Origin of the sequence: Nocardioides sp. LHD-245 (genome assembly GCF_030929495.1) — a bacterium.
In the GTDB taxonomy this organism is placed as follows: Bacteria; Actinomycetota; Actinomycetes; order Propionibacteriales; family Nocardioidaceae; genus Nocardioides.
On the sequence record NZ_JAVFWN010000001.1, the window covers coordinates 307721 to 324863 of the forward strand.

A 17143-nucleotide genomic window follows, 5' to 3' on the forward strand; every position below is an offset into this window, starting at 1 on the left:
CATGGCCGACCAGGCAGCATCCGACGAGGTGACGAACACGTTCGACCTGGATGGCGTTTCTCTCGAGCAGGCATTGCGCGACGTCGAGGTCGCCAATGCTCGCGTCATCGACCTGACCAAGCGCCTGACGTCGATGAACAAGGAGCTGGTCAAGGCGACCACTGCGCTCCAGAAGGCCCAGTTGCGCAACCGCCAGCTGGCTGCACGCATCAAGGAACTCGAGGAGATCGAGGGATCTCGCGCCTTCCGCTCGGCCCGTGCCGCCGGCCGGGTGGCCCGCGGCGTGCGATCGAGGTTGGCGAAGTGACGTCTCCGCGTCCCAAGGTGCTCTTGGCGATCACCGCCTTCAACGGGGAGGCCTTCATCGAGCGCACGCTGGACTCCGCCGCACGGATCGACCGCTCCGAGGTGGACGTCGACGTCGTGGTGCTGGACGACGCCAGTCCCGCCCCCGGATTCAGCGCCCGGCTGGCGGCGATGTGTCGGGCGCGCGACATCGGCTACTACCGGACGCCCCGCAATCTCGGCATCCCGCGAAATGTGTCCCTCGGGCTCCTCGCCGGTGTCGAGAAGGGGTACGACTACGTCATCATCTCCAACAGTGATGTGATCTACCCGGCCCATGTCGTGAGCCAGCTCCTGCGCGCGGCTCAGGCCGAGGGTGTCGGCTCGGTGACGGCATGGTCCAACAACGTCTCGATGTACTCCATCGAGAACGATGACCCGGACCGTCATCTGGCGGACCAGGATGTCGTCGACTTCATCAGCGGTGCCCTCGCCGAGCACTACGGCGACGCGGTCATGGACATCCCGGCGGGTATCTCGTTCTGTGTCCTCATTCCGGCCAACGTGATCCGGGACGTGGGCGTGATGGATCCCGTCTTCGGCCGCGGATACTGTGAGGAGACCGACTGGAGCCTGCGCAGCCTCGCGGCTGGCTACCGGATCGCGTTGGCGCCGGGCGTGTTCGTCTACCACGCCGGTCGAGGGTCCAGTCTGGAGGCCGGCTTGGTCAGCGGCGAGCACACCTCCGTTCCCGAGAACGAGCGGATCATCGACCTGCGCTACCCGACGTTCCGCTCCCAGGTCCGGGCGTTCGCATCGTCGGGGATCCTGGACGAGGCCCAGCTCTACGGCATCGACGCGATCATCCGGCGTGCCGGCAGCAAGTTCGGCTATGTCGTCGACGTCGGCTGGCTGCCGCCTACGCCGGGCGCGGACGACCTGGTCCACTGCACGGTGGCGGCCAGCGGCTCGGAAGACGCCGTCGAACTGCGCTACCGCGGCTTCACCCGGACCCTCGACGCGGATCCGTTCCAGATCGGCGCCACGCTTGAGGAGTACTTCGGGCGGGCGCCGGAGGCTGTCAACATCCACGACCGTGGCGGCGTGGCCTCGTCTCTCGGTGGGCGCTACCCGGCGTTGACCATCCGTACCGGCAACTATCCCGCTCGTGTCTGAGCACCAGCACCCGGGCACCCAGAAGAAGTGGCTGCCCGGGATCGAGGCGCTGCGCGGCGTGGCCGCGCTGACGGTGGTTTTCCACCACAGTTGGTCGTTGTCGTCCATGCCCCGGTTCCCGGGCTACTGGTTGGTCGAGGGCTTCGGCAACTGGGGCGTCAGCCTCTTCTTCATGCTGAGCGGCTACCTGCTGGCCGAGACATTCTGGCAGGAGCGCCGCGCCGACCTGCGGATCTATGCGATCCGGCGCTTCTTCCGGATCGCACCGGCTTACTACGTGAACCTCACGATCCTCTTCCTGTTCTTCGCTCGCACCCATCAGGTATTCAGCGAGCAAGGTGCGAAGCAGGTGGCGGCGTCCTACAGCTTCATGCACTACCTCACGCCCGGCACGTCGAGTTCGCTCAACGTCAATGGTGCCCTGTGGACGCTGACCATCGAGATGCTTCTCTATGCCTTCCTGCCGATTCTGGCGATCGCGGTCCGGTACGCGCCGGTCATCTCGCTCGTCACGATCGCGGGCATCGGCATCGGCTGGCGTGCGCTGGTGGCCTTTGCCGGTGACGGGCTGCGGGAGTTCTACTTCGGGACGACCATGCTCGACCCGGGTATCCAGAGCCTGTTCATCGCTCGCCAGTTCATCGGTGCGCTGGCTGTCTTCGCGCTCGGCATCGGCGCGCGCTGGCTGGTCGTCAAGGGACATATGGGCTGGCTCTACCGCCGGATCCCGCGGATGAGTACGACTGGGTTCTTGCTGCTCGCCGTGCCCAGCCTGTTGCTGTTGCGCTGGGTGGAGGAGGGCTCCAACTACACCAACGGCTGGTTCTTCGCTGCCTACGACTTCCTGCTGATGCTGCTCATGGTGCCGGCGCTGGTACTGGCCGCCTACCCGGGCGAGTTCAGGCCCTCACCCTTGCGGACGGTCAGCACGTGGCTGGGGGAGCGAAGCTACAGCATCTATCTATGGCATTTTCCGATCATTCTCGCGGTCTACGAGCGCGGACCGTTCCGATTTGGCCCGGCTCCGGCCGGCTACGAGTGGCGACTTCCGCTGATTCTCCTGCTCACCTTGATCTTCGCTTCGGTGAGTTACCACACCGTCGAGCGTCCTGGGATGGAGTGGGGTCGCCGGCTTGCGCGTAGGTTTGCCGCCCCGACGTCAACAAAGGAGCAAGCACCGTCATGAGCCGACGTCTCCCGTCCTTCCGCACGTCTCGGCCGGTCGGTCCGGCGATCCCTCCGCCCTACCAGGGCGAGGCCTTGGTCACCTTGCCGACCGAGGCGGGGATGCTGATGATTCCGGCCTCGGACGGCGTGATCCGGCCCTACCTTGAGCGCAACGGCGACTGGGAGCCGGAGGAGGCGGCCCTGCTCACGCAGTTCTTCCGCAAGGGGTTGCGCTTCCTCGACGTGGGCGCCAACGTCGGGTACTTCTCCATGTACGTCGCCGCGCGGTGCCCCGGCGCCGTGATTCACGCGTTCGAGCCGCACCCCGTCACGAGCCAGGTGTTGGCGCTCAACGCGTGGGCCTCGGAGGCGGACATCACAACCCACGCCATAGCGCTCTCCGCCGGCGAGCGGATCGTCACGCTGACCACGGCCGAGAGCAACCTCGGCGACACCCGTGCCTCCGTCGGTGCCGCCGGTGCGATGGTCGCGCCGGCGGCTGCCCTCGACGAGGTGCTGCCCGACGCTGTGTTCGACCTGATCAAGATCGACGTGCAGGGATTCGAGGGCGACACCATCGCCGGAATGAGCGGAATGCTTGCCCGCAGCCCGGAGGCGGTCATTGTCGCCGAGTTCTGGCCTGCTGCGCTCCGTGAGCGGGGACTCGACCCCGTCGTGGTGCTGCGGGACTACGAGGAGTCCGGCTTCGATGTCCGGGTCCAGGTCGAGAACGACCTCGCCCGGCGCAAGCCACGCGACGTCGTCGCCCTGTGTGACACGGCCGGCGCGAGCGGTCAGGTCAACCTGGTCCTTACCCGCCAGCGCTGATCGCATCAAGTCCGCATAGGGCTCACGCCCCTTGTCGCAGCCCACGAAACGATCCATCCAGAGCGCTCAGAACAAGCGTCAGCGGTCGACCAAGGACCCGACTTCGAGCGAATCGAGGCACAACGTCGTCCCCGGTCGCAACCCAACGAACCGGAACGATCCGACCGAATCGACCGGCGGCATGAAGACGGCGCTCACCTCGCCCTGCGCCCACGTCGTTCGCGCGGAGGTCGCCGCCACCGGATTGCCCTGTGCGTGGATCACCTGCGGCTCCAATGCTGTTGTCTGACTGACCCACGCTCGTACGGTCACAGCCGGTGTGGCTGGAGGTTGACCGCGATAGGGAACATCGATACGCGACCTCGATGTCCTCATCACCCAGCAACGACCATCGCCCTTCGGCCGCGCACCGGCCTTGGCCACGGCTCCGGCCTTGGCCACGGCTCCGGCCACATCCGCACTGCCCGCCGGTTCGAATTCCACCGGCACGAGTTCACCGCTCGGCGTTACCCGCAACAGGTTCGATCCGTCTGAGTTCCAGCGGACGTCCGGCCAGAGCACACCCAGACTCCGCTGAAAGTCGTTGTACGGCGCCAGCTGTGGCCACACGATCAGGTTGTCCACGGGGCCGCTCGCTACGGTGGCGGCCGCGCCGTAGCGGTCCAAACCTCGCTCGAAGTTGGATGCCGCCTCCCGCGTGGTCGCCTGTGTTCCGTTGGCATCGGTCGCCCGCGCGGCCTGCAACTGCGTACCCACGACTGACAACGAAGCCACGACAGCGACCGCGAGCAGGACGGTTCGCCGACGCGTTGCGTGGATCGGACCCGGCTTGCTCGGTGGGAGACGGATGCCTTCGGCAACGCCGACGAGCAGCCCAAGCAACGGGACGACTGCGTAGAACAAGTCGATCCCGACGTAGACCCCGTTGATCGCTGTCCGCCCCCATGCGAGCACAAGGACGCTCATCAACCAAGCAACCATGGCGACGCAGATGCAGCCGAGGACGCGGGCCCCACGATGGCGTGCGGCGACACCTATCACGAGCGCCCAGAGGACAAGCGCCGCAGCTCCCAACGCGGAGACACCGCGGTCGGGCTGGAAGACTCCGAAGGACGCGGGCAACAGACCCTGCAGCAGGGAATGTCGTACGGTCGCGAGAATCTCGGCCGTGCTGGGGTGGGTTAGCGGCGTCGCGTAGTTGGTCGCGTAGTTCACGGCCGCGGCGAGGCCTACGGCAGCGAGGGCTAGCCAGTAACCCAGGTGCGACCGCAGCTCAAGGAGACCCTGACGTACGCCGAGCTCTGGCCAGCGGACCGCCAGCCACCACGTGCCTACGATGACGGGGAGCAGTATCGCCAGCTCGTAGTCGAGCTGTGCTGCGGCAAACGCGGCTACCGACGCGACGGCATAGCGCGGCCCTCCCGTTCCTCGCAGGAACGTGAACGCCCAAGCCAGGCACAACGCGCCCAGGGCGAACGCGGGCAACATGTTGAAACTTGCCGTGGTCCACGAGGTGAGCCGCACGAGGACCAGGCCCCCGCAGACGGCGAGAAGGAGCGCCGCAGCCTCTGCGGAGCGGCCGAGAATCGTCTTGAGGAGGTAACCGGTCGCGAAGACCGCGGCCGAGAACAGACCTAGCACCATCAGGTATGCGCCGACCTGGAAGTCGCCGGTCCGCCCCAGAACCCAGAAAAGGAGCCGCGCCACCGGCGAGAAGTGTCCGAACAGGTCGCGGCCGAGGTACTCGATGGTGAGCCCCTGGTCTGGGTATCGCCCCGCGGCGAGGGGCGCAAAGCGCGCCTGATCCAGGAACAAGAAGTCGTCTTGGAACAGCGTGAACCGGCGATTGGCCCAGGCCACGGGAAGGATCGATGCGACGTGGACGACCCACCACGCGGTGGACGAGACGGGATGGACGAACGCGGGCCTTGTGCCCGCGTCACTCATGCGTCTTGCTCTCGAAGTTCTTCGGCCGAAGGACTGCGACGAACTGGTAGCCGAAGAGTGTGGGTCGGGTCTTCACCAGCCAGTGGTCCGCACGGTTGAGCATCTTCGCCTTGGCGCCGACCCGGCCGGGCTGGAGCACCGTGAAGGGCAGACCGGTGTAGTCCAGCGACTCAACGCGAAGCTTGGCCAACTCGAAGACGCGTTGCAGCCCCTTGCGGGTGAAGAACCGGAGGTGGGTCTCGTCGAGAATCCCGCGCCGGTCGTAGTCGAAGTTGCCTGAAGCGACCCGGAAGCGCGGGTACCAGTGACCGAAGTTCGGTGTGGAGATGATCAGGCGGCCGTCGGAGCCTAGCTTGCTCGCCATCTCCTCAAGCAGTTGCTCGGGTCTGCGGACGTGTTCGATCACGTCGGCGGCGATCACCACGTCGAAGTCCGAGCCGACCTCCGGCAGTCCTTCGTCGAGATCGGCGAGGAAGAACTCGTCCAGTCGATCGCGCACCCCGGGCTCCTCGGCGTGGTCGACGCCGACCACGGTGTGGCCCATGTCCCGGATCTGGCCCGAGAGAAGGCCAGAAGAACACCCGACGTCGAGAACCTTCCCTGGGGGAATCTCCCGCAGCAGTCGCAGGATCGCGGTGTGCGAGGAACCTTCCTCTTCCTTCAGTCCGTACTCGGTCGCGTTCGAGATCCAGCGTGCCGTCCCGAAGCCCATCTTGGACGTGCGGTACTGCACGACATCCTTGACGACGTCCTTGGCGTACTTCATGCCGTCGACGTAGCAGATCTCGTCGCCGTAGTAGGTCGGGATCGGAATCTCGACGATGCGTTTTCCTGCGTCCACGAGCTGCACGATGATCTGGGTGTCGAAATCGAACTCGTCGGTGTTCTCCATGAACGGAACAGCAGCGAGAGCGGCCACGGAGTACGCGCGGTACCCGCTGTGGAACTCAGACAGGTCCGTGCCCAGCAGGGAGTTCTCGACCCGCGTCAGGATCTTGTTGCCGACGTACTTGTAGAGGGGCATGCCCCCCTTGCGCGCGGCGCCCTTGTCCATCATTCGTGACCCAAAGACAGCGTCAGCCTCGCCGTTGATGATCGGTGCGACCATCTGGGGAAGGAACTCTGGGGCGTACTGGCCATCGGCGTGCAGCATGACGACGATGTCCAGTTCGCGGTCGATCGCGAGTTCGTATCCCGCCTTCTGGTTGCCGCCGTAGCCGCGGTTCTCCAGGTGACGGATGACCAATGTCGCCATCTCCGGGTTGTCTCTCCGCCATCGAACACCGGCCCCGAAAGTGTCGTCGGCAGACGCGTCGTCGGCAACGATGATCTCGGCGATCTGCGACCGGAAGTCGGCGGGAATGCGATCGAGTGTCGCCTCGAGGGTCGCCTCCGCGTTATAGGCAACGACGAGGATGCCGATGCGCGGACGTTCGCCACGTTCTGACTCAACCATGGCATCGAGGATAGACGCAGCTTCACCGGTACCCGCCCAGGGGGCGTCCGGCGATTCCCGACCCGGGCTAGTGCGTCAGCGCCCCGAACCAGCCCCTTCTCGTTCTCCTTACAGCAGGTCGTCCAGACGGCCGGCGGCCCCCGCCGGTGCGTAGGCCTGGGCGACCTCGCCGGTGCCGATGATGCGCAGCTCGCCGTCGCTGTCGCCGGCGTACGCCGCATCGCCTCGGCGCAGGTGGAGCATCTCGTCGCGGGCGTTGAGGACCGCCACCTCACCGCCGGTGCACACCAGCAGGCGTGGCCCGCGGTGGGGGAGGACCGCCCCGGCCGGGTCGGCCTGGGAGCTCTGCGTCACCGAGAGCGCGAACTCGCGGGTGGGGCTGAACACGTCGGTCGACGTACCGAAGAGCTGGGGGGTGACCCGAGCGACCCGGGACATCCCCTCCTCCAGACAGGAGACCAGGCCCGCGGGGTCGACGTGCTTCGAGGTCAGGCCGGCGCGCAGCACGTTGTCGGACGACACCATCACCTCCAGGCACATGCCGCTGAGGTGGGCGTGGATGATGCCGGTACCCAGGTACGCCGCCTCGCCTGGCTGCAGCGTCAGACGGTTGAGCAGCAGGGAGACGATCACCCCGACGTCGCCGGGGTGGTGGGCCTCGATCTCGACCGCTGTCGCGTAGGCCCGCTTGATGTCGATGCCCTCGGCCAGCGCTGCGCGGCACTGCTCCACGATCTCGGCGACCGTGTCGGCCGCCGGCGGCGCGGCCAGCAGGCGCTCGACCAGCCGGACTATGCCCGCGAACCCCGGGGTCTCCCGCAGCTGCTTCGTCAGCGCCTTCGCGGTGGGGTGACCCAGCGGCATCAGGACTCGCAGGATCTCGGCCGTCGGCCGGAAGCCGACGAGTGTGTCGAACGTGGAGAGGGCGTAGACCATCTCGGGCTTCGGGTACGGGTCCTTGAACACCCGCGTGGGGGAGTCCATCGGGATGCCGCGCGCTTCTTCGGCCTCGAAGCCGGCTCGTGCCTGAGCGGCGTTGGGGTGCGCCTGGATCGAGAGCGGTCGGCTCGCGGCGAGGACCTTGAGCATGAAGTCCAGCTGGCCGGCGGTGTCGGTCAGGGGGCGCCGCTCACCCTGCTCGTCGACGAACTGGGCCGTGCCGAGAGGGTGGGTGCCGACCCACACCTCAGCCACCGGGTCGCCGTTCGGCTGCCGACGCTGGAACCCGGGGATGGCCTCAGCAGATCCCCAGTCGTAGGACTGGGTCGGGCAATCGAGCGTGAGCAAGGGAGCCTCCGAGGGTTCCGGTCGGTTGCGTCGGACGAGGCGAGATTAGGGCACCGGGCGTCACCGGCGTCGCCATTCCGGGCGTGCCAGGCCGAAGACCGGGCGGGCGGGGTGCTCCGGGTGCCGGCTGCCCGGTACGCCGAGCGGACTCGGTAACCTCCCCGAGTGAGTCGTCAGCAGCCCGAACAGCAGGCACCGCCGGTCCAGCGGATCCGGATCCGGTACGCCAAACGCGGCCGACTGCGCTTCACCAGCCACCGCGACGTCAGCCGCGCCATCGAGCGCGCGGTCGTCCGGGCCGGGATCCCGATGGCGTACTCGTCCGGTTTCCATCCCCACCCGCGGATCTCGTACGCCGGCGCCTCGCCGACCGGAGCCGCCAGCGAGTCGGAGTACGTCGAGCTCGGGCTCGCGGAGGTCCGGGAGCCGGGCGAGGTCGGTGCCGCCCTGGACGCCGTCCTGCCCGACGGGCTCGACGTCGTCGCGGTCGTCGATGCCGCGCAGACCGTCGCCGGGTCGCTGTCCGACCTGCTGACGGCCAGCCACTGGGTGATCGATCTGGGCGACACCTCCGACGGGCGTGCGGTGGAGGCCGTTGCGGCCTTCCTGGCGACCGACTCGGTGATCGTGGAGCGGATGACGAAGAAGGGGCTGCGGTCCTTCGACTGTCGGGCCGCGGTCGTACGGCTCGCCGTGACGGCCGATGGCGACCTGGACCTGCTCCTGGAGCACACCGTCCCCGCGGTGCGCCCCGACGACGTGCTGACGGGGCTGCGCCAGGCGGGCGGCGAGGAGGTGTCGGCGACCGGGCTGCTGACCCGCGTCGCGCAGGGCGTCCTGGACCGGGCGACCGGTGCGATCGGGGATCCGCTCGCGCCTCGTTGAGCCCCGGCGGCGACGCGCTGGCGGCGCAGGGATGACGGCGGGGTGACGGCCGTGTGCGATACTCGCCACAGATCTAACTCCGCGCGCGTCCCCCCAGGGGCAGCGTGCGGCGAGATCGACGACGTTCTCGCCGGACGGCAGGTGACAGGCCGCCCGGCACGGTGGAGACGGACCCACCGCCCGACGCGACGCGCACCGCGACCGCGGCAGGCGAGGGGCTCGCCTCCGGCGACGCAAGGCCGCGGAGGGTGTCGTCCCACGAAGGCTTGTGGCGCCGCCCCGCGCGTGCGCCGACGACACCCCGGGCACGTGAGAGCGCGCCCGGGTGGAGGAGTAGCGCAATGACCGACGCGCCCACCGACATCCCGACCGCGAAGCCGGCCGACGCTGCGACGGACGCTTCCCCGCCCGCGGAGAAGTCCGAGAAGCCGACGGCCAAGAGGGCCGCGGCCAAGAAGACGGCCGCCAAGAAGACCGCGGCCAAGAAGGCCCCCGCGAAGAAGGCGGCCGCGAAGAAGACGGCGGCCAAGAAGACGGCCGCCAAGAAGGCCCCCGCGAAGAAGACCGCAGCCAAGAAGACGACCGCGAAGAAGACCACGTCGCGGGCCAAGGCGAAGACCGAGGCCGAGCCGACCTCCGAGCAGCTCGAGCTCACCACGGAGCTCGCGGCGGACTCCGCTGTCGATGACGTCGCCGCCCCGGGCGCCGCCACCGCCGTGCTCTTCCGGGCTCCCGTCGTACCCGCTGAGGAGCCGGTCGCCGAGGAAGACGACGAGACCGTCGACGAGACGGATGGCGACACCGCCGAGACCGATGGCGACACCGCCGAGACGGATGGCGACACCGCCGAGACCGACGGCGAGACCGCCGAGGCTCCGGAGCTCGAGGCCGACACCGTCGAGGACGAGGCCCCCGAGGCCGAGGCCGCACCTGAGCCGGAGGCCGACGCCGCCGAGACTGACGCCGCCGAGACCGAAGGCGGTGACGAGGACGACGAGGAGTCCGGCTCCGGATCCGGCAACGCCCGCCGCCGCCGTCGCCGCGGAGGCCGACGCCGTCGCAAGCCGGCCGCCGGTGCCGACGGCGAGGAGGCCGAGGGCGGCGAGTCCGCCGGCGACAACGACGACACCGACGGCGCCGAGACGGCGGACGGCGACGCGGCGACCGCGGACAGTGACGACGCCGAGGACGGCGAGGGCACCTCCGGAGCCGGCGGTTCATCCTCGTCGCGTCGGCGCCGTCGGCGCCGTCGCGCCGGTGAGGGCGGCGAGGGCGAGGGCGACGACCCCGAGAACACCGTCACCCGGGTCCGCAAGCCGCGGTCGTCGGACGACGAGATCACGTCCATCTCCGGCTCGACCCGCCTCGAGGCCAAGAAGCAGCGCCGCCGGGAGGGTCGCGAGGCTGGCCGTCGCCGGGCGCCGATCGTGAGCGAGGCCGAGTTCCTGGCCCGCCGCGAGTCGGTCGAGCGGGTGATGGCGGTCCGACAGCGCAAGGACCTCACCCAGATCGCCGTGCTCGAGGACAAGGTCCTCGTCGAGCACTACGTCGCCCGCGAGTCGCAGACCTCGCTGATCGGCAACGTCTACCTCGGTCGCGTGCAGAACGTGCTGCCCTCCATGGAGGCCGCGTTCGTCGACATCGGCAAGGGCCGCAACGCGGTGCTGTACGCCGGCGAGGTCAACTGGTCCGCGCTGGGCCACAAGGATGGCGAGCCGCGCAAGATCGAGTCGGTGCTGCAGTCGGGCCAGACCGTGCTGGTGCAGGTCACCAAGGACCCGATCGGTCACAAGGGTGCCCGGCTCACCAGCCAGGTCAGCCTCGCCGGCCGCTTCCTGGTCTACGTGCCCGACGGGACCACCTCCGGCATCTCCCGCAAGCTGCCCGACACCGAGCGCTCGCGGCTCAAGACGCTCCTCAAGGAGATCGTCCCCGACACCGCCGGCGTCATCGTGCGCACCGCCGCCGAGGGCGCCTCGGAGGACGAGCTGACCCGCGACGTCGAGCGGCTCAAGGCGCGCTGGGAGGACATCGAGGGCAAGGTCGCCAAGGGCAACGCCCCGCAGCTGCTCTACGGCGAGCCGGACCTCACCCTCAAGGTGGTCCGCGACCTGTTCACCGAGGACTTCGCCAAGCTGGTCGTCCAGGGCGACGACGCCTGGAGCACCGTCCAGGAGTACGTCGACCAGGTGGCGCCCGACCTCGCGGAGCGACTCGAGCACCACGAGGCTGGCGACGGCGTCGCGGACCTGTTCGCGACGTACCGCATCGACGAGCAGATCGCCAAGGGCCTGGACCGCAAGGTCTGGCTGCCCTCCGGCGGCTCGCTGATCATCGACCGCACCGAGGCGATGACCGTGGTCGACGTGAACACCGGCAAGTTCACCGGCTCGGGCGGCAACCTCGAGGAGACGGTCACCAAGAACAACCTCGAGGCGGCCGAGGAGATCGTGCGCCAGCTCCGGCTGCGCGACATCGGCGGCATCATCGTGGTCGACTTCATCGACATGGTGCTCGAGTCCAACCGCGACCTCGTGCTGCGCCGCATGGTCGAGTGCCTGGGCCGCGACCGCACCCGGCACCAGGTCGCCGAGGTCACCTCGCTCGGCCTGGTCCAGATGACCCGCAAGCGGATCGGCACCGGGCTGCTCGAGGCGTTCAGCGAGACCTGCACCCACTGCCAGGGCCGCGGCATCCTGGTCCACGACCTCCCGGTCGAGCCCAAGCGCGGGGGCGGCGAGCCGGAGGAGTCCCGCCGCGGCAGCCGCCGTCGCAAGGGCAAGGGCGCCAACCAGGCCGAGCCGGCCACCGAGACCCCGAAGGCGGTGCCGTCCCCGAAGGACATCGCCGCGATGGCCAAGCCGGCCGGCGACGAGCGCGAGCACGCCGAGGACGAGCAGCCGGTCGAGCCCGTCGTGGCCGAGGCCGTCGAGGCCGTCGAGGCAAGGGAGACCGTTCCGGTGGAGGCGACTCCGACGGAGCCCGAGCCGCAGCCCGAGCCGCAGGCCCAGCAGCCCGAGCCCGAGCCCGAGCCCGAGCCGGAGGCCCAGCAGCCGGAGCCCGAGCCGGAGCCCGAGCCGGCTCCCGTGGCCACCACGACCGTGGTGACCCGGACCCGGCGCCGTGCGGCCACCCGTCCCGCGGGTCCGCCGGCCGACGCGACCCCGGAGCCGACGGCGGCCGATCCGGTGGCCGAGCCGGCGGAGGAGCCCGCGGCCGATCCGACGGAGGAGCCGCACGTCGAGCACGTCCCGATCAAGCGCAAGGGTGGCTCACGCAAGCGTTAGCCACCCGCCCGGGCCGTGCCGGGAGCCGTGGTTTTGGCGGAATCCGGCACGGCCCGTAACATTGTTCGTCGGTGCGCCGCCGAGGCGCTCCGTTCTGCTGGCACCCGGCATCGCGCGACGTAGCTCGCGACGTGGGATCCGCAGTGTGCCGTAGACCCAGACGTTGAACCAGAAGGAGCCCGGTGGTGTACGCGATCGTGCGCGCAGGCGCGAAGCAGGAGAAGGTCGCTGTCGGCGACGTCATCGAGATCGACCAGGTCTCCACCCCGGTCGGCGACACCCTGACCCTCCCGGTCGTGCTCGCCGTCGACGGCGAGAAGGTGACGGCCACCGGCCTCGACAAGGCGGCCGTGACGGTCGAGGTCCTCGGCGCCACCAAGGGCCCGAAGATCATCATCCAGAAGTACAAGAACAAGACCGGCTACAAGAAGCGCCAGGGTCACCGCCAGAAGTACACCCAGGTCAAGGTCACCGACATCAAGCTCTGAGTCCCCACCGGGCTCGACACACTCCGAAGGACTGAAACATGGCACACAAGAAGGGCGCGGCGTCCACCAAGAACGGCCGCGACTCCAACGCCCAGCGCCTCGGCGTGAAGCGCTTCGGCGGCCAGCTCGTCAACGCCGGCGAGATCATCGTGCGCCAGCGCGGCACCCACTTCCACCCGGGCTCCGGCGTGGGTCGTGGTGGCGACGACACGCTGTTCGCGCTGGTCCCCGGCGCGGTCGAGTTCGGTCGCAAGCGCGGCCGCAAGGTCGTCAACATCGTCCCGGGTGAGTGAGCTGACGCTCGCTTGACCCGCGGCTTCGAAGGGCGTCCCGGTTCGGGGCGCCCTTCGACCATTTTCTACTGAAAGACTGATCCTCATGGCCGTCCCCACCTTCGTCGACCGCGTCATCCTCTCCGTGTCCGCGGGTCGCGGGGGCAACGGCGTCGCGTCCGTGCATCGTGAGAAGTTCAAGCCGCTCGGCGGCCCCGACGGCGGCAACGGTGGTCCCGGCGGATCGGTCATCCTGCGCGTCGACCCCGACGTGACCACGCTGCTCGACTACCACCACAGCCCGCGCCGCAAGGCCGAGCACGGCGGCCACGGTGCCGGCGACCGGCGCAACGGCGCCCACGGGGCCGACCTGGTGCTCCCGGTGCCGGCGGGCACGGTGGTCAAGCAGCGCAACGGCGAGGTCGTCGCCGACCTGGTCACCGCCGGCGCCGAGCTGGTGATCGCGCAGGGCGGGCGGGGCGGGCTCGGCAACGCGGCGCTGGCCTCGAAGTCGCGCAAGGCGCCCGGCTTCGCGCTGCTCGGCGAGCCCGGCGACGAGCTGGAGGTCGTCCTCGAGCTCAAGGTGGTCGCCGACGTCGGCCTGGTCGGGTACCCCAGCGCCGGCAAGTCCAGCCTGATCGCGGCGATCTCCCGGGCGCGGCCCAAGATCGCCGACTACCCGTTCACCACCCTCGTCCCCAACCTGGGCGTGGTCACCGCCGGCGAGACGGTGTTCACGGTCGCCGATGTCCCCGGGCTGATCGAGGGCGCCGCGGAGGGCCGTGGTCTCGGCCACGACTTCCTGCGCCACATCGAACGGTGCGCCGCGATCGTCCACGTCCTCGACACCGCGACCCTCGAGCCGGGCCGCAACCCGGTCGACGACCTCGACGTGATCGAGGACGAGCTGCGCCGGTACGGCGGTCTGGACGACCGGCCCCGTCTCGTGGCGCTCAACAAGGTCGACGTGCCCGACGGCCGCGGCATCGCGGAGCTGGTGGTCGACGAGCTCCGCGCGCGCGGGCTGCGGGTCTTCGAGCTCTCCGCCGTCTCGGGGGAGGGCACCCGGGAGCTGATCTACGCCATGGCCGAGATCGTGTCCGAGGCCCGGCGCGAGAAGGCCTCGGAGATCCCCGCGCGGATCGTCGTACGCCCCAAGGCGGTCGACGACGACGGCTTCACGGTCAAGCGCACCGGCGCCGGCTGGCGGGTGGTCGGCACCAAGCCGGAGCGCTGGGTGCGGCAGACCGACTTCAGCAACGACGAGGCGGTCGGCTACCTCGCCGACCGGCTCGACCGGCTCGGAGTCGAGGCGAAGCTGCTCGCCCTGGGCGCCGAGGAGGGCGACGCCGTCCTCATCGGGTCCACCGACGACTCGGTCGTCTTCGACTTCCGCCCCGGCATCGACGCAGGGGCGGAGAACCTGTCGCGCCGCGGTGAGGACGACCGCTTCCACGAGCAGCGTCCCGCCGCCACCCGCCGTCGCGAGATCCAGGAGCACCTGGGCGACCGGGCGGAGGGCGAGACCCGGGCCGACGTCGCGCGCCGCATCGACCAGCCCGACGTGTACGGCCCGAGCTCCTACGAGATCGGCTCCGAGCAGGACCCGGACCTCAAGGCGGCCACCGACGACGACTGGCTCCAGGACGACCCCGGTGAGTGACCGGGCGGCCGTCACCGCGGCCCGCCGCATCGTCGTCAAGGTCGGCTCGTCGTCGCTGACCACCGCGTCCGGGGGCATCGACCCGGACCGAATGCGTGACCTCGTCGACGTCCTCGCCGCCGCACGGGCCCGGGGCGCCGAGGTCGTGCTGGTGTCCTCGGGCGCGATCGCCGCCGGCCTGGCCCCGCTCGGCCTCCGGAGGCGGCCGCGCGGCCTCGCCGCGCAGCAGGCCGCGGCGAGCGTCGGCCAGGGGCTGCTCGTGCACCGCTACACCGAGGAGCTGGCCCGCCACGGGCTGATCGCCGGGCAGGTGCTGCTCACCCTCGACGACGTCACCCGCCGCTCCCACTACCGCAACGCCCACCAGACCTTCGCCCAGCTGCTGGAGCTCGGCGTGATCCCGATCGTCAACGAGAACGACACCGTCGCGACCACCGAGATCAGGTTCGGCGACAACGACCGGCTCGCGGCGCTCGTCGCCCACCTGGTCCACGCCGACCTGCTGGTACTGCTCTCCGACGTCGACGGCCTGTACGACGGACCGCCGACGCGTCCGGGGGCACAGCTGATCCCCGACGTGCGTGCTGCCGCCGATCTCGACCACGTGGTCGTGGGATCCCCTGGCGCGGCGGGTCTCGGCACCGGTGGGATGGCGACCAAGGTCGACGCCGCCGCGATCGCGACCGGCTCCGGCATCCCGGTCGTCCTCACCTCGGCCGATCGGGCGGGCGAGGCGTTGGCCGGCAGGCGGGTCGGGACCCTGTTCCACGCCACCGGCAGGCGCCGGCCGACGCGGCTGCTGTGGTTGCGCCACGCCACCGAGGCCAAGGGCTCCCTCGTCCTCGACGCGGGAGCGGTCCGGGCCGTCGTCGAGCGCCGTGCGTCGCTGCTGGCTGCCGGCGTGACCGGTGTCCAGGGCGACTTCGGTGCCGGTGACCCCGTCGACCTGCTCGACCCCGACGGCACCGTCGTGGCACGCGGCCTGGTCAACTTCGACGCCGCCGAGATGCCCCCGCTGCTCGGCCGCTCGTCCAAGGAGCTCAAGCGCGAGCTCGGGGCGGCATACGAGCGCGAGCTCATCCACCGCGACGCCCTCGTCATCCTCTGACGGGCGACTCCTCGCTCGATGCAACGACCGGATCTGTCGCTGAGCGGGCCGCCCGGCAGCAGATTCGGTAGTTGACCCGGCTCCTGACTCAGCTGCGGGACCCGCCGATCGCCGCGAGTGCCCGCAGCAGGAGCGCGTCCGGTACCAGCGCCGACAGGCGGTGCACGGCGGCGGGGGCATCGACCGCCCGCGCGGCGGCCCGGGAGGCCCGCACCACCCGTCCCGTCGTACGGCGACGCCGGGCCTCGAACGCCGCGAACGCCTCCTCCGGGGAGCCGGCGTCGGCGAGCAGCGACGCGAGGAGAGCCGCGTCGACGAGCGCCTGGCCGCCGCCCTGCCCCAGGTGCGGGCGCATCGGGTGTGCCGCGTCGCCGATCACCACCACCGGACCGTCGCGCCAACGCCGGAGGGGCTGGCGATCCATCACGTCGTTGCGGCTGACCGCGTCCGGGTCGGTGCCGGCGAGCACCCGGGCGACCGGATCCGGCCAGCCCCGGAAGGCCGCTGCCAGGTGGGCCAGCTCGTCGTCGGCCGCGCCCTCCGCGGGTTCGCGGACGGTCGCGAACCAGTAGGCGACGTCGTCGCCGAGCGGGACCACGCCGAACTCCTGGTGCGCACCCCACAGCTGGACGGCGTCCAGCCCCGCGGCCCGGGTCAGGCCGCGCCACGCCGGGTAGCCGGCGTACCTCTCGGCCAGGCCGGGGTGAAGGGCGCGGGCCACCCGCGAGCGGTACCCGTCGGCGCCGACGAGCGCCCGCGCGGCGATCGGGGCGGTCGAGGTCAGCACCCGGACGCCGCCGTCGGTGCGCTCGTAGCCGCGCACGGCGGCGTCGAAGGTCACCGTGCCGGGCGCGACCCGGGCATGCAGGATCTCGACGAGGGCACCTCGTCGCACCGCCACCGGCGCCTCGCCGAGTGCGGCCGTGGTGCGGTCGTGGTCGAGGGTGCGCAGCGTCCGGCCCGAGTTGGTGCGGACCGTGCCCGCGCCCACGGGGTGACCCGCCGCCCGGACGTCCGCGCCGGTGCCGATCCGATCCAGCGCGGCCAGGGCCGCGGGCCACAGCGTGATCGCGCCGCCGGTGCTGCCCAGCGCCGGCCGTTCGTCCAGCAGCCGGACGCGATAGCTGGAGCCGGCCCGCGCGAGTCCGGCGGCGAGCGCGAGACCGGAGATCCCGGCTCCCGCGACCACCAGCTCGGGACCGTCGCTCACGCGGGCCACGGTAGCGCCCGGACGGACGCCCGGACGGGAGCCGCCCGACGGCCGGGGCGAGACCGGACGGGCCGGACGGGCCGG

General features: G+C 70.3%; 14 protein-coding genes. 10 read left to right on the forward strand and 4 right to left on the reverse strand.

Annotated features, from left to right (window positions below):
* Position 1 precedes the first annotated feature (1 nt).
* The 4 genes from RB608_RS01440 to RB608_RS01455 are packed head-to-tail and all read left to right on the forward strand — an operon-like array spanning position 2 to position 3456.
* Positions 2-307 carry a hypothetical protein gene (locus RB608_RS01440; RefSeq protein WP_308085997.1) on the forward strand — a complete coding sequence of 102 codons (306 nt, stop codon included), beginning with the start codon at positions 2-4 and terminating at the stop codon, positions 305-307.
* Positions 304-1461: a glycosyltransferase gene (locus RB608_RS01445; RefSeq protein ID WP_308085998.1), complete on the forward strand. Its 1158-nt coding sequence runs from the start codon at positions 304-306 to the stop codon at positions 1459-1461. Before RB608_RS01440 ends, RB608_RS01445 begins: the two co-directional genes overlap by 4 nt.
* Complete coding sequence (locus RB608_RS01450) at positions 1454-2647, forward strand: acyltransferase (RefSeq protein ID WP_308085999.1); 1194 nt, start codon at positions 1454-1456, stop codon at positions 2645-2647. Before RB608_RS01445 ends, RB608_RS01450 begins: the two co-directional genes overlap by 8 nt.
* A complete protein-coding gene (locus RB608_RS01455; protein ID WP_308086000.1) occupies positions 2644-3456 on the forward strand; it encodes an FkbM family methyltransferase in 813 nt (270 codons plus the stop codon). The genes RB608_RS01450 and RB608_RS01455 overlap by 4 nt, the downstream gene beginning before the upstream one ends.
* 78 nt (positions 3457-3534) lie before the next feature.
* Here RB608_RS01455 and RB608_RS01460 read toward each other — a convergent pair whose 3' ends face one another.
* The 3 genes from RB608_RS01460 to manA form a co-directional block, all read right to left on the reverse strand.
* A complete protein-coding gene (locus tag RB608_RS01460) occupies positions 3535-5403 on the reverse strand; it encodes a hypothetical protein (RefSeq protein WP_308086001.1) in 1869 nt (622 codons plus the stop codon).
* Complete coding sequence (locus RB608_RS01465) at positions 5396-6859, reverse strand: bifunctional glycosyltransferase/class I SAM-dependent methyltransferase (protein WP_308086002.1); 1464 nt, start codon at positions 6857-6859, stop codon at positions 5396-5398. The genes RB608_RS01460 and RB608_RS01465 overlap by 8 nt, the downstream gene beginning before the upstream one ends.
* A 108-nt stretch (positions 6860-6967) precedes the next feature.
* Positions 6968-8146: a mannose-6-phosphate isomerase, class I gene (manA, locus tag RB608_RS01470; RefSeq protein WP_308086003.1), complete on the reverse strand. Its 1179-nt coding sequence runs from the start codon at positions 8144-8146 to the stop codon at positions 6968-6970.
* Between the two features lie 165 nt (positions 8147-8311).
* Between manA and RB608_RS01475 the strand changes: the two genes are divergently transcribed.
* The 6 genes from RB608_RS01475 to proB all read left to right on the forward strand — a co-directional run bounded on the left by RB608_RS01475 (position 8312) and on the right by proB (position 15849).
* Positions 8312-9031, forward strand: coding sequence for a TIGR03936 family radical SAM-associated protein (locus RB608_RS01475; protein ID WP_308086004.1), 720 nt, complete (start codon positions 8312-8314; stop codon positions 9029-9031).
* A 341-nt stretch (positions 9032-9372) separates the two neighbouring features.
* Positions 9373-12318, forward strand: a complete 2946-nt coding sequence (locus tag RB608_RS01480; RefSeq protein ID WP_308086005.1) for an Rne/Rng family ribonuclease — start codon at positions 9373-9375, stop codon at positions 12316-12318.
* Positions 12319-12503: 185 nt separating this feature from the next.
* Positions 12504-12806, forward strand: coding sequence for a 50S ribosomal protein L21 (rplU, locus tag RB608_RS01485; RefSeq protein WP_308086006.1), 303 nt, complete (start codon positions 12504-12506; stop codon positions 12804-12806).
* 38 nt (positions 12807-12844) lie between these two features.
* Positions 12845-13099 (forward strand): 50S ribosomal protein L27, encoded by a 255-nt coding sequence (gene rpmA / locus RB608_RS01490; protein ID WP_308086007.1) that lies wholly within the window; start codon positions 12845-12847, stop codon positions 13097-13099.
* A gap of 85 nt (positions 13100-13184) precedes the next feature.
* Entirely contained in the window at positions 13185-14741 is a 1557-nt protein-coding gene (gene obgE, locus RB608_RS01495) for a GTPase ObgE (RefSeq protein ID WP_308086008.1), read from the forward strand.
* Positions 14734-15849, forward strand: a complete 1116-nt coding sequence (proB, locus tag RB608_RS01500; protein WP_308086009.1) for a glutamate 5-kinase — start codon at positions 14734-14736, stop codon at positions 15847-15849. The genes obgE and proB overlap by 8 nt, the downstream gene beginning before the upstream one ends.
* 88 nt (positions 15850-15937) lie before the next feature.
* Here the strand turns inward: proB and RB608_RS01505 are convergent, their stop codons facing one another.
* On the reverse strand, positions 15938-17059 hold the full coding sequence (locus RB608_RS01505) for an FAD-dependent monooxygenase (RefSeq protein ID WP_308086010.1): 1122 nt from the start codon (positions 17057-17059) through the stop codon (positions 15938-15940).
* Positions 17060-17143 lie beyond the last annotated feature (84 nt).

Coding starts and splice junctions, on each gene's coding strand:
- RB608_RS01440 (WP_308085997.1), top strand. CDS start 2: ATGGCCGACCAGGCAGCATCCGACGAGGTGACGAACACGTTCGACCTG.
- RB608_RS01455 (WP_308086000.1), top strand. CDS start 2,644: ATGAGCCGACGTCTCCCGTCCTTCCGCACGTCTCGGCCGGTCGGTCCG.
- RB608_RS01460 (WP_308086001.1), bottom strand. CDS start 5,403: ATGAGTGACGCGGGCACAAGGCCCGCGTTCGTCCATCCCGTCTCGTCC.
- RB608_RS01465 (WP_308086002.1), bottom strand. CDS start 6,859: ATGGTTGAGTCAGAACGTGGCGAACGTCCGCGCATCGGCATCCTCGTC.
- RB608_RS01480 (WP_308086005.1), top strand. CDS start 9,373: ATGACCGACGCGCCCACCGACATCCCGACCGCGAAGCCGGCCGACGCT.
- rpmA (WP_308086007.1), top strand. CDS start 12,845: ATGGCACACAAGAAGGGCGCGGCGTCCACCAAGAACGGCCGCGACTCC.
- obgE (WP_308086008.1), top strand. CDS start 13,185: ATGGCCGTCCCCACCTTCGTCGACCGCGTCATCCTCTCCGTGTCCGCG.